This is a genomic window from Actinoallomurus sp. NBC_01490 (assembly GCF_036227085.1).
GTDB lineage: Bacteria > Actinomycetota > Actinomycetes > Streptosporangiales > Streptosporangiaceae > Actinoallomurus > Actinoallomurus oryzae.
The window spans coordinates 1,316,069-1,327,894 of the sequence record NZ_CP109433.1; the positions used below are offsets into that span (position 1 = coordinate 1,316,069).

An 11,826-nucleotide genomic window follows, 5' to 3' on the forward strand; every position below is an offset into this window, starting at 1 on the left:
CTGTGCGGGTATTGGCGGGTAGGTACGAGCTGCACACGACGCTGGGGCGTGGTGGCATGGGCGTCGTACACAAGGGCCTCGACCGCGAGCTTGGGCGTACGGTCGCCGTCAAGCTGCTTCCGCCAGAGTTGCTCCGGCAGCCGGACTTCCGTGCGCGGTTCCGCCGGGAGGGACGGACCGCCGCGGCGCTCAGCCACGGATCCATCGCGGTCATGCATGACATCGGGGAGGACACCGCCGACGGTCAGCCGGTTCCCTACCTGGTCATGGAGTACGTTGACGGCACCCCCCTGAACGAGGTGATCGCGGCCGGGCCCCTGCCCCTGGACCAGGTCCGCACGATCATCGCCAACGTTCTCGACGCGTTGGAGCACAGCCACCGCAACGGCATCGTGCACCGGGACATCAAGCCCGCCAACGTGATGGTCGATCTGCGCGGCTCCCGCCCGCGCGTGAAGATTCTGGACTTCGGTATCGCCAAGCTCATGGCCGATACCGCCACGCGCCTCACCGCCACCGGCCATATGGTCGGCACGGCCCTCTACATGTCGCCCGAACAGGCCGAAGGCCATGGCGCGGACGCGAAGTCGGACATATACGCGGTCGGCTGCATGCTGTACGAACTACTCACCGGCCGCCCGCCGCTCACGGCCGAGACGCCCACCGCCGTGCTGTTGCAGCACATTCGCCAGACACCCCAGCCGCCGTCCGCCCGGCGCCCCGATCTGCCGCCCGCCTGGGACGAGGTCGTCATGCGGGCGCTGGCCAAGCGCCCGGAGGACCGCTACGCCGACGCGGCCGAGATGCAGGCCGCCGTGCTCGCGACCGACGGCGCCCCCGCTCCCAGGGTGGCGCCCGACGCCATCGGCGTCACCCGGCCGGCGGCCGAGGGCGCTCCGGCCGCTCGGCCGGCCGGCCGCGGTATTCCCTCCGCGGTCCCGATCGCCCCGATCGCCCCGACCGTGCCGTCGCCTCAGCCGCCGCCTCCAGGCCCTCCAGGTCATGACACGGGCCACTCAGAGCAGCAGTCAGGGCCCGGTAGGCCCGAGGTTCTGTCGAACATCGGCATCGTGTGCTGGGTTCTCCTCCCGCCGGCGGCGATCGTGCTCGGCCTCGTCGCCCAGAAGAGATTCCGCGCCCAGGGACGGCCGGACACGCGGGCCAGGGTGGCGTGGATCGGCGGCGTCGTCATGACGTTGCTCGGCCTCCTGGGCCTGATCTTCTAGGCGGCGCTCCTCTACTTCACCGGCGGCCGACGACGCGCCTTAGGCGGGCCGGGATTGTCTCCGGCCTGGTCGCGGCTCTGACCGCCGGGTCCGGGTCGAGGTCGATCCGCCTCGCCGGCGCGGCTCAGTCGTCGTTCGCCTCGCGGGGTGTGGCGTAGCGCTGGAGGTAGAGCTGTTCGCCGAGCGCTTCCAGCAGTTCCAGCTCGGTCTCCAGGTAGTCGACGTGCTCCTCTTCGTCCTCGAGGATGTGCTCGAAGATGCGCGCCGAGGTGACGTCGCCCCGTGAGCGCATCAGCTCGATGCCGGGGCGCAGCCGGCCGACGGCCTCCATCTCGATGGCCAGGTCCGAGCGGATCTGCTCGGGAACCGTCTGGCCGATGCGCAGCGGGTTGATCCGCTGGTAGTTGGGCAGCGCCGACAGCATGAGCAGGCGGTCGGTGAGGGTCTCCGCGTGCCGCATCTCATCGAACGACTCGGCCCTGGTGTGCTCAGCCAGCGCGGTGTACCCCCAGTGCTCCTGCATCTTCGAGTGCAGGAAGTACTGGTTGATCGCCGTGAGCTCGGCCGTCAACTGCTCGTTGAGCAGGTTGATGACGTCGGTGTCGCCTTCCATGTCTCCCAATCGTGGCACGCGCACGGCAAAGCGCGGGCAATGCCCCGCCACGCGCGCTGATCAGGCGTCAGGCGGCCGCGTCGACGGCCTCCTCGGGCTCCGCCGGGGTATCCCTGAGCATCGCGCAGATGCGGTTGACGCACGAGCCGCAGCCCGGCCGCATGCCGCACGCCGCCCGGACCTCCTTGGCCGTACAGGCCCCGGCCGCCATGTGCTCACGCACGACGTCCTCGGTGACGGCGTGGCAGACACAGACGTACATGGCGGGGGAACCTCCGGGGGACGAGGCGATTAGGTAAGGCTCCCCTAAGCTAACGCACGGACCCGGGCTTTGGCCAATCTTCGCTGGTCAGATGCGATGTAGCGTACGTCACAAAGCCTGTTCGCGCGACGCGGCCCCGCGCCGCGGGCGGACGCGGGGCCGTCGAGCCCATGGCGGTCAGGGACCGGAAGGGGGTTGGGGGCCTCGTTGGTCCAGCCGGCCTTCAGCATGATGTAGCGAGGAACCCTGGTCCTTTAGGGCCGAGAGGAATCGCTTCCTCGAGTGCGGCGCGCTAGCGCCGCCTGGACCGGTGCTGGGGTGCGCGGGAAACCAAGTGTATGTGCGAGGTGTAGGCGACGCTGTTGCCCGGTGTTTATCGGGAGATTCCCCTCCTGTGTGACACAGAGAACGCTACCGGTACTGGCTGTGAAGGTCGTGGTGCAGGTCGAACTCATGCCGCCGGTCAGGCGCTGGCGCTTGAGCGGACCCTGCGCGTGGTCAACGAGGCGGCGAACTGGGTATCGGCCGTGGCGTTCGAGCGCGGTGTGCCGCACGTGTACGAGTTGCGTAAGCACACCTATGCGGAGCTGAAGTCCCGGGGCCTGGGGGCGCAGGCCGCCCAGCATGTCATCAAGAAGGTCCGTGACGCCTACACGACGTTGAAGGCGAACCTCGGTGCGGGGAATCTCGGCAGGCCGGGCTCTCGCCGCCGTCTCAAGGCCGAGACCAAGCCGATCGTCTTCCGCCCCGAGGCCGCGCAACCCTACGATGACCGGTGCTTGTCGTGGCGGTACGACGCCGGGACCGTGTCGGTGTGGACGGTCGAGGGCCGGGTGAAGAACGTCCGGTTCGTCTGCTCGGCGGGTGCGTTCAAGACGCTGCAGGAGCACCGGCAGGGTGAATCCGATCTGGTCCGGCGTGACGGGGTGTTCTATCTGATCGCCACCTGTGAGGTATCCGAGGCCGAGCCGTACGAGCCCGGCCGGTTCATCGGCGTGGACCTGGGCATCGCCGCCATCGCCACCGGTTACCAGGCCGCCGGGCGGGGACTCAACCGGCACCGCAGGCGGCAGCTCGAACTGCGCCGCAAGCTCCAGAAGAAGCGGACCAAGTCCGCCAAGCGGCTGCTGAAGAAACGCAGCCGGAGCGAGAAGCGTCATGCGGCGAACCAGAACCACATCATCGCCAAGACGATCGTGACCGAGGCTGAACGCACCTCATCCGGAATCGCCCTAGAAGACCTCAAGGGAATCCGGCAGAGGGTACGGCTCCGCAAGCCCCAACGGGTCGCGCTGCACTCCTGGGCCTTCGCCCAGCTCACCGACTTCATCGCCTACAAGGCCAAACGAGCCGGCGTTCCCGTGGTCTTCGTCGATCCCGCCTACACCTCACAGCAATGCAGCGAGTGCGGCCACATCAACGACAAGAACCGGGCAAGCCAATCGGTCTTCATCTGCCGGAACTGCGGGGTCGTTGCCCACGCCGACCGCAACGCCTCCCACAACATCGCCCGCAAAGGCGAAGCTGCGTGGACCGCGGGGCGTGAGTCACGCGTCCCTGCCACCCCATAGCGGTGGCTGAACGGAGAAGCCCACCCAGCAGCCGGCCGGGCGCCACCTCCAAACCCGGCCCTTCAGGGCCGAGTCAAGTTGACGTAGGTCGTCGCCCCGTACTTCCCATCCGCGGTGGTGCTTTCGGCGAGCAGCGTCGCGGTGGACGGGTCGCCCTTGATCTCGGCGAGGGTGAACCGGCGATCGGACAGCTCGAAGGGACGTGAGGACGCCGGCGTGCGGTTCCCGATCTCCTTCGGGTGGCCGAAGTCTTCCGGCGGTGACGAGCTTGTTGAGCCTCTTGCGTGCTCTGGACAGCCGGGAACGCACCGCGCCGACCGGCACGCCGAGCGCTTCGGCGGCCTCGGCGTAGTCGGGTTGTAGACCGAGCGAACGTGCTCGTCGAAACAGCTCTCGGAACGCATCCGGGTCCCCGGCGTTGACACGGGCACGCATACTCATCTCCACACACACCGCCTGTCCGCCCGCACCATCGAGTTCCTGTGGTCTATCTCACACATGGTCGGTCGAGGAACGGCCCCCGGAGTTCCGGGAGGAGCCGCGAGCGCGTCCCCCCGGGCGGGGTTGAGTCGATCACTTGGGGGAAATGGACCGATGTGATGCGTATTTGGCCAGGTGACCCCTATCCCTTGGGGGCCACCTATGACGGCGCGGGCACGAACTTCTCCGTCTTCTCCGAGGCCGCCGACAGGATCGAGCTCTGCCTGTTCGACGACGCCGGCGAGGAGACCCGAATCCCCCTCACCGAGCTCGACGGCTCCGTCTGGCACGGCTACGTGCCCTGGGTCGGCCCCGGCCAGCGGTACGGCTTCCGGGTGCACGGCCCCTACGACCCGGCCCAGGGGCTGCGCTGTAACTCCGCCAAGCTGCTGCTCGACCCGTACGCCAAGGCGGTCGAGGGCGACGTGGAGTGGAACGAGGCGCTGTTCGCCTACCGCTTCGCCGATCCGGGCGTGCGCAACGACGACGACAGCGCCCCGTACGTGCCCAAGAGCATCGTGGTCAACCCGTACTTCGACTGGGGCGACGACCGCGCGCCGCGCACGCCGTACCACGAGACGGTGGTCTACGAGGCCCACGTGAAGGGCCTGACCCGGCGGCATCCGGAGATCCCCGAGGCGGAGCGCGGCACGTTCGCGGCCCTGGCGCACCCGGTGATGATCGACTACCTGCGGGGGCTCGGCGTCACCGCGATCGAGCTGATGCCGGTCCACCAGTTCGTGCACGACGACGCGCTGCTCCAGCGCGGCCTCACCAACTACTGGGGCTACAACAGCCTCGCCTTCTTCGCCCCGCACAACGGGTACGCGGCGAGCGGTTCGCGCGGCGAGCAGGTACAGGAGTTCAAGCTGATGGTGCGGACCCTGCACCAGGCGGGGATCGAGGTGATCCTCGACGTGGTCTACAACCACACCGCCGAGGGCAACCACCTCGGGCCCACGCTGGGGTTCCGCGGCATCGACAACCGCAGCTACTACCGGCTCGTCGACGGCGACCCGCGGTACTACATGGACACCACCGGCACCGGCAACAGCATCAACGTCCAGCACCCGCACGCGCTTCAGCTGATCATGGACTCGCTGCGCTACTGGGTGACCGAGATGCACGTGGACGGCTTCCGTTTCGACCTCGCCTCGACGCTGGCGCGCGAACTGCACGCCGTGGACCGGCTGTCCGCCTTCTTCGATCTGGTGCAGCAGGACCCGGTCGTCTCCCAGGTCAAGCTGATCGCCGAGCCGTGGGACGTCGGCGAGGGCGGCTACCAGGTCGGCAACTTCCCCCCGCTGTGGACCGAGTGGAACGGCAAGTACCGCGACTCGATCCGCGACTTCTGGCGCGGCACCGACGGGATGCTGCCGGAGTTCGCGCGCAGGTTCACCGGCTCCAGCGACCTGTACGCCGACGACGGCCGCCGGCCGCTCGCCTCGATCAACTTCGTCACCTGCCACGACGGCTTCACGCTGCACGACCTGGTCTCCTACGACCACAAGCACAACGAGGCCAACGGCGAGGACAACCGCGACGGCACCGACGACAACCGCTCGTGGAACCACGGCGCCGAGGGGGAGACCGGCGACGCCGACATTCTCGCGGTGCGCGAACGGCAGAAGCGCAACTTCCTGGCCACGCTCCTGCTGTCGCAGGGTGTGCCGATGATCTCGCACGGCGACGAGCTCGGCCGTACGCAGCGCGGCAACAACAACGCCTACTGCCAGGACAACGAGCTGACCTGGGTCGACTGGACCGACCGGCCGGAGAGCGGCGCGCTGCGGGAGTTCGTCCGGCGGCTCACCACGCTGCGCCGCGAGCACCCGGTCTTCCGCCGCCGCCGGTTCCCCTCCGGGGACAACGTCCAGTGGTTCACCCCCGAGGGCGGGTCCATGACGGACGGTGACTGGCAGACCGCGTACGCCAAGGCGGTCACGATCTTCCTGAACGGCGACGCGATCACCGAGCCGGACCGCCGCGGCGAGCCGGTGCAGGACGCCTCGTTCCTCCTGCTGATCAACGCCTCCGACCGCGACCTGACGTTCACCGTGCCCGAGGCGCACCGGGGGCTGTGGACGACGGTGATCGACACCACCACCAGCTTCATGCTCGAAGACGAGGAGACCGCGCCGATGACAGGCGACAAACCGTTGGTCGAGGCACGCTCGATCCAGGTGCTCCAACGTGTCTAAGGTGCCGACCGCGACGTACCGGTTGCAGCTCAGGAGGGGGTTCGGGTTCGCCGAGGCCGCCGAGCTGGCCGGCTACCTGGCCGCCCTCGGCGTCTCCCACGTGTACCTGTCGCCGATCCTCCAGGCCGCTCCGGGCTCCGCGCACGGGTACGACGTCGTCGACCACTCCCGCCTCGCGGAGGACCTGGGCGGTGACGACGCGTTCCGCGAGATGGCCGCCCGCCTGCGCGAGCACGGCCTGGGCATCGTGATCGACCTCGTGCCCAACCACATGGCCATCCCGGCGCCGGAGACGCTCAACCCGGCGTTCTGGGACGTCCTGCGCCACGGCCCGGACTCGCCGTACGCGCGGTGGTTCGACATCGACTGGTCCGAAGGGGCGGTCGTGCTGCCGGTGCTCGGCTCGCCGGAGGACGAGCCCGAGAGCGACGGCGACGTCGTCCGCTACCACGACCACGTCTTCCCGCGCGGCGGCCGCTACCGCCTCGGATACTGGCGCGACACCGAGCCGAACTACCGGCGCTTCTTCGACGTCTCCACGCTCATCGGGCTGCGCCCGGAGGATCCGGAGGTCTTCGACCGCACGCACGCGCTGCCGCTGCGGCTGCTGCGCAAGGGGCTGATCGACGGTCTGCGCATCGACCACCCGGACGGTCTGGCCGACCCGCGCGGCTACCTGCGCCGGCTCTCCGGCCGCGCGAGGCCCGGCACCTGGATCGTCGCCGAGAAGATCCTCATCACCGACGAACGGCTCCCCGAGGACTGGCCGTGCGCGGGCACCACCGGCTACGACGCCCTCGGCATGGTCGGCGGGCTGTTCCAGGACCCGGCGGGCGAGGGGCCGCTGACCGAGGCGTACACCGCCCTCACCGGCGGCCCCGGCGACTTCGAGACGGTCGAGAGGGAGGCCCGCCGGTACGCGGCCGAGCGCCTGCTCGTGCCCGAGGTCGACCGGCTCGCCGGCCTGCTCGCCGAGATTCTGCCCGGCGACGACCCGGCGGCGCTGCGCCGGGCGCTCGTCGAGCTGCTCGTCGCGATGCCCGTCTACCGCACGTACGTGGTGCCGGGCGAGGAGCCGTCAGCGCGCGACCTGGAGATCGTCGCCCAGGCCGCCGCCGGGGCCCGCGCCGCGCTGCCGGACGGCGAGCTGCTCGACCGGGTGGTCCCGCTGCTGCTCGGACTGGCGGGCCGCGACGCGCTGCGTGACGAGTTCGTCGTCCGGTTCCAGCAGACGTCCGCGCCGATGATGGCCAAGGGCGTGGAGGACACGGCGTTCTACCGCTGGTCCCGGCTCGCGGCGCTGAACGAGGTCGGCGGCGACCCCGTGCGGTTCTCGGTGCCGCCCGAGGAGTTCCACGCGTACTGCGCGGAGGTCGCGGCCCGGCGGCCCGGCACGATGACCACGCTGTCGACACACGACACGAAGCGGCAGGAGGACGTACGCGCGCGGCTGGCCGTGCTCAGCGAGCTGCCCGGCGACTGGGCCGAGGCGGTCGGGCGGTGGCGCGCCCGGGCGCCCGAGAGCCCCCTCGACCCCGACCTGGACTACCTGATGTGGCAGACGATCGTGGGGGCGTGGCCGCTGTCCGGGCAGCGGCTCAAGGGGTACCTGACCAAGGCCATGCGGGAGGCCAAGACGCGCACGGCCTGGGTGGACGGCGACCCCGCGTACGAGGAGGCGGTGCTCGCCCACGTGGACGCCGTCCTCGCCGACCCGGAGCTCGCCGACGACATCGAGGGGTTCGTGGCGCTGCTCGCGCCGTACGCGCGGGCGAACTCCCTGTCCCAGAAGCTCGTGCAGCTCACCATGCCGGGCGTGCCCGACGTGTACCAGGGCTGCGAACTCGCCGGGCTGTCGCTGGTCGACCCGGACAACCGGCGTCCGGTGGACTACGTGCGCCGCCGCGAACTGCTCGCCGACCTGGACGCCGGGACGGTGCCGGCGGACCTCGGCGGGGAGAAGCTGCTCGTCACCTCGCGCGCCCTGCGGCTGCGGGACGAGCACCCCGAGTGGTTCTCCGGCGGCCACGAACCGCTCGCCGCCCAGGGGCCGGCGGCCGAGCACGCCCTGGCGTTCCGCCGCGGCGGCGCCACCACGGTGGTGACCCGGCTGCCCGCCGGCCTCGACGCCCGCGGCGGCTGGGACGACACGCATCTGCCGCTGCCCGGCGGTCCCTGGCGCGACCTGCTCACCGGCCAGTCGTACGTCTCGCCGGCGCCGCTCACGGGCCTGCTCGGCATGCTCCCCGTCGCACTCCTGGTCGAGGCCGGATGAGGCACGAGGTGTGGGCGCCGGACGCCGCGAACGTCGAGGTGGAGACCGGTGGCCGCCGCCACGCCATGGCCCCCTCGCCCGTACGGCGGGGCTGGTGGACCGCCGAGGCCGAGGGCGAGGACTACGGGTTCGTGATCGACGGGAGAGGGCCGTTTCCCGACCCGCGGTCGCGGTGGCAGCCGGACGGGGTGCACGGTTTGAGCCGGGCCTACGACCACGGCGCGTTCGCCTGGACCGACGGCGCGTGGCGCGGGCGACCGCTCGCCGGCGGCGTCCTGTACGAGCTGCACGTCGGAACCTTCACGCCGGGCGGCACGTTCGACGCCGCCGTCGAGCGCTTGGACCACCTGGTCGCGCTGGGCGTCGACGCCGTGGAGCTGATGCCGGTCGCGGCCTTCCCGGGCCGGCACGGCTGGGGGTACGACGGCGTGCACCTGTGGGCCGTGCACGACCCGTACGGCGGGCCGGACGGGCTCAAGCGCTTCGTCGACGCCTGCCACCGGCGCGGGCTGGCGGTCGTCCTCGACGTCGTCTACAACCACCTCGGGCCCAGCGGCAACTACCTGGGCGAGTACGGGCCGTACTTCACCGAGGCCCACCGGACGCCCTGGGGACCGGCGGTCAACCTCGACCGGCCCGGGTCCGACGAGGTGCGCGCGTTCATCGTCGAGAACGCCCTGATGTGGCTGCGCGACTACCACCTGGACGGGCTGCGGCTCGACGCCGTGCACGCGCTGAGCGACGAACGGGCGCTGCACATCCTGGAGGAGCTGGCCGTCGCGGTGGACGCGCTGCGGGCCGCGACGGGCCGGGAGCTGTTCGTCGTCGCCGAGTCCGACCTGGGCGACCCGCGGCTGGTCACCTCGCGCGAGGCCGGCGGGTACGGCCTGAACGCCCAGTGGAACGACGACTTCCACCACGCCCTGCACGCGGCGCTCACCGGCGAGCGGCAGGGCTACTACTGCGACTTCGGCTCGATGGGCGCCCTGGCCAAGACGCTGCGCGGCGCGTTCTTCCACGACGGCACGTGGTCGACCTTCCGCGGCCGTTCCCACGGCCGTCCGGTGGACCGGCTGCGCACCCCCGGCCATCGGTTCGCCGCGTTCCTGCAGAACCACGACCAGGTCGGCAACCGCGCCACCGGCGACCGGATCTCCGCGACGCTGTCGCCGGACCTGCTCAAGGTCGGCGCCGGGCTGCTCCTCACCTCGCCGTTCACGCCGATGCTGTTCATGGGGGAGGAGTGGGGCGCCACCACGCCGTGGCGTTTCTTCACCGACCACCAGGAGCCGGACCTGGCCCGCGCGGTGAGCGAGGGGCGGCGGCGCGAGTTCGCCACGCACGGATGGGCGTCGGAGGACGTGCCCGATCCGCAGGACCCCGAGACGTACCGCCGGTCCGTGCTCGACTGGACGGAGCCGTCGCGGGCCGGGCACCGCGATCTGCTGGACTGGTACCGGGAGCTGATCGCGCTGCGCCGCTCCTGCCCGGAGCTGACCGACGCACGGCTGACCGAGGTCGAGGTGGAGCACGACGAGTCGTGGATCGTCGTCTACCGGGGCTCGGTGCGGGTCGCCGCCAACCTGGGCGGAGATCCCGTACGGCTGCCGGACGGCGCGCTGCTCCTCGCCTCCGCACCCGGCGTACGCCCCGGCGGCGAGCTGCCCGGTGAGTCCCTCGCGATCCTGCGCATGGATTGAGTCGGCGGGCGACCTCGGCCCGCGGCGCGCACGTCATCCGGCCGGAGCCGCCGCATCACGTACTGGTAAAGGATCAACAGCCGGGTAACCGGACACTCCGCCATGGACGTCTCTTGTAGCGCACCAGGTCACGTAACAGGAGATATCCGTTGTCCAGTGAGAATGCGGGGCGTTCTTCGACGGCCCGCCCCTTGATCCGGTCACTCGCCGTCGTCGCGGCCTTCACGGCCGTTCTGGCCGGGCTCGCCGGATGCGGAGGCGGGCGCGCCCCGGCCGGCGCCGGCGCCTCGCCGGGCGAGGTTCCGGCCGAGGACGCCCCGGCTGCGGCCGTCGCCGGTGCGGCCCAGCCCTGGTGCGGCGACACCGAGTGGCTGCCCCCGGCCGCCGGAATGTACGTGTCGGCCTACCGGAAGAAGCGGCGCCCGATCACGGCGGCCACCATCGACGCCGACCTGGCCGACGGGGGCAGGCTGTGGAAGGCCTACCGCCGGCTGGCCGACGAGGGAATCCTGCCGGCGGACACGCACGAGGTGCGGGAGTTCCTCGTGTCGGTCGCCGCCGCCGAGAAGGCCGGCACCGACCCGGAGGGCTACGCCCACCACATCGTCGCCACCTGCGAGAGCTAGATGCGCACTCTCGCCCTCACCACCGTCCTGCTCGTCGCCGGTTGTGCCGGATCGCCCCCGGCTGGGTCCGCACCGCGCCCGGCCGCCTCACCGTCACCGGCCGCGACGGGCCTGCCGGTGCCCGTGGCGGCCGGGACGGTCCACAACGACCGGACGAGCTTCCTGGTCCGGATCCGTTCCGCGCGGATAGCGAAGCACTACTTCGTCGACGGGCGCATGGCGCAGGACGCCCCGCCCGGTTCGGAACTCGTCATCGTCCAGCTCGTCGTCACGAACACGGGGCGGGCGCCGAGCCACCTGGAGGCCACCGACCCGCAGCCGCTCGTCCTCATCGACACCAAGGGGGGTACCCACGGGATCGTGCGGCAGTGGGCGACGGGCCACGACTTCGCCCCCGGCTCGGCCGTGGTCGAGCCCTACGTCTTCTACTCCACGAGCGGGAAGAAGCCGGCGTCCGTCACGGTGACCCTGACCGGCGCGGACGGGAGCCGCTCCGTCGCCAACCTGGCGCTGCCCCGGTGATATGCGGTTAATGAGCTATATGTCTGTTTTTATGGCCGGCTCCTGGTAGCCTCGCGCTTCGCGTGTGCCGTGCCGTGACGCGGGCCCGCCCTCCACTCCTGCCGGCCCCCCGAGGAGAGACCGTGCCCAACGGATTGTTCGAGGTCCCCGCCGTCATGCTGGCGCGAAGCGCGGTCCTCACCGCCGACATCCGGCCGTTCGTCGGTGTCGTCGCCGCCGTCCTGGCCGCCATTCTGGCGGCCTACGCGAGCTGGCACGTCACGGACCGCATCGTGTCCCGATGGAACCGCACCGACCGGGACGAGTTCTGAACTCACCCGGACATAGGCCGCCCCTCGGTCCGGGCATCG

At 70.9% G+C, this 11,826-nt stretch carries 11 protein-coding genes; 8 read left to right on the forward strand and 3 right to left on the reverse strand.

What is annotated here, in order from left to right:
• The first annotated feature begins 11 nt into the window (after nt 1-11).
• Nucleotides 12-1,226, forward strand: a complete 1,215-nt coding sequence (locus OG417_RS06715; RefSeq protein WP_329251269.1) for a protein kinase domain-containing protein — start codon at nt 12-14, stop codon at nt 1,224-1,226.
• Between the two features lie 124 nt (nt 1,227-1,350).
• On the opposite strand, the gene bfr is transcribed toward OG417_RS06715, so the two are convergent.
• The gene (gene bfr / locus OG417_RS06720) at nt 1,351-1,839 is read right to left on the reverse strand and encodes a bacterioferritin (RefSeq protein ID WP_329251271.1); all 489 of its coding nucleotides are present in this window, start codon (nt 1,837-1,839) and stop codon (nt 1,351-1,353) included.
• A gap of 67 nt (nt 1,840-1,906) precedes the next feature.
• The gene (locus tag OG417_RS06725; RefSeq protein ID WP_329251273.1) at nt 1,907-2,101 is read right to left on the reverse strand and encodes a (2Fe-2S)-binding protein; all 195 of its coding nucleotides are present in this window, start codon (nt 2,099-2,101) and stop codon (nt 1,907-1,909) included.
• A gap of 494 nt (nt 2,102-2,595) precedes the next feature.
• Between OG417_RS06725 and OG417_RS06730 the strand changes: the two genes are divergently transcribed.
• Nucleotides 2,596-3,672 (forward strand): RNA-guided endonuclease InsQ/TnpB family protein, encoded by a 1,077-nt coding sequence (locus OG417_RS06730; protein ID WP_329251275.1) that lies wholly within the window; start codon nt 2,596-2,598, stop codon nt 3,670-3,672.
• Here OG417_RS06730 and OG417_RS06735 read toward each other — a convergent pair.
• The gene (locus OG417_RS06735) at nt 3,649-4,113 is read right to left on the reverse strand and encodes an RNA polymerase sigma factor (protein ID WP_329251278.1); all 465 of its coding nucleotides are present in this window, start codon (nt 4,111-4,113) and stop codon (nt 3,649-3,651) included. The two genes, OG417_RS06730 and OG417_RS06735, sit on opposite strands and share 24 nt — an antisense overlap.
• 155 nt (nt 4,114-4,268) lie before the next feature.
• On the opposite strand from OG417_RS06735, the gene glgX reads away from it, so the two are divergent.
• The 6 genes from glgX (at nt 4,269) to OG417_RS06765 (ending at nt 11,787) form a co-directional block, all read left to right on the forward strand.
• Nucleotides 4,269-6,353: a glycogen debranching protein GlgX gene (glgX, locus tag OG417_RS06740; RefSeq protein WP_329251280.1), complete on the forward strand. Its 2,085-nt coding sequence runs from the start codon at nt 4,269-4,271 to the stop codon at nt 6,351-6,353.
• A complete protein-coding gene (gene treY, locus OG417_RS06745) occupies nt 6,346-8,628 on the forward strand; it encodes a malto-oligosyltrehalose synthase (RefSeq protein WP_329251283.1) in 2,283 nt (760 codons plus the stop codon). Before glgX ends, treY begins: the two co-directional genes overlap by 8 nt.
• Nucleotides 8,625-10,328, forward strand: coding sequence for a malto-oligosyltrehalose trehalohydrolase (treZ, locus tag OG417_RS06750; protein WP_329251286.1), 1,704 nt, complete (start codon nt 8,625-8,627; stop codon nt 10,326-10,328). Before treY ends, treZ begins: the two co-directional genes overlap by 4 nt.
• Nucleotides 10,329-10,477: 149 nt before the next feature.
• On the forward strand, nt 10,478-10,954 hold the full coding sequence (locus OG417_RS06755) for a hypothetical protein (protein WP_329251288.1): 477 nt from the start codon (nt 10,478-10,480) through the stop codon (nt 10,952-10,954).
• Nucleotides 10,955-11,476 carry a hypothetical protein gene (locus tag OG417_RS06760; protein ID WP_329251291.1) on the forward strand — a complete coding sequence of 174 codons (522 nt, stop codon included), beginning with the start codon at nt 10,955-10,957 and terminating at the stop codon, nt 11,474-11,476. It abuts the gene before it with no gap.
• Nucleotides 11,477-11,598: 122 nt separating this feature from the next.
• On the forward strand, nt 11,599-11,787 hold the full coding sequence (locus OG417_RS06765; protein ID WP_329251293.1) for a hypothetical protein: 189 nt from the start codon (nt 11,599-11,601) through the stop codon (nt 11,785-11,787).
• Nucleotides 11,788-11,826 lie beyond the last annotated feature (39 nt).

Coding starts and splice junctions, on each gene's coding strand:
- bfr (WP_329251271.1), bottom strand. CDS start 1,839: ATGGAAGGCGACACCGACGTCATCAACCTGCTCAACGAGCAGTTGACG.
- OG417_RS06725 (WP_329251273.1), bottom strand. CDS start 2,101: ATGTACGTCTGTGTCTGCCACGCCGTCACCGAGGACGTCGTGCGTGAG.
- OG417_RS06735 (WP_329251278.1), bottom strand. CDS start 4,113: ATGAGTATGCGTGCCCGTGTCAACGCCGGGGACCCGGATGCGTTCCGA.
- treZ (WP_329251286.1), top strand. CDS start 8,625: ATGAGGCACGAGGTGTGGGCGCCGGACGCCGCGAACGTCGAGGTGGAG.
- OG417_RS06760 (WP_329251291.1), top strand. CDS start 10,955: ATGCGCACTCTCGCCCTCACCACCGTCCTGCTCGTCGCCGGTTGTGCC.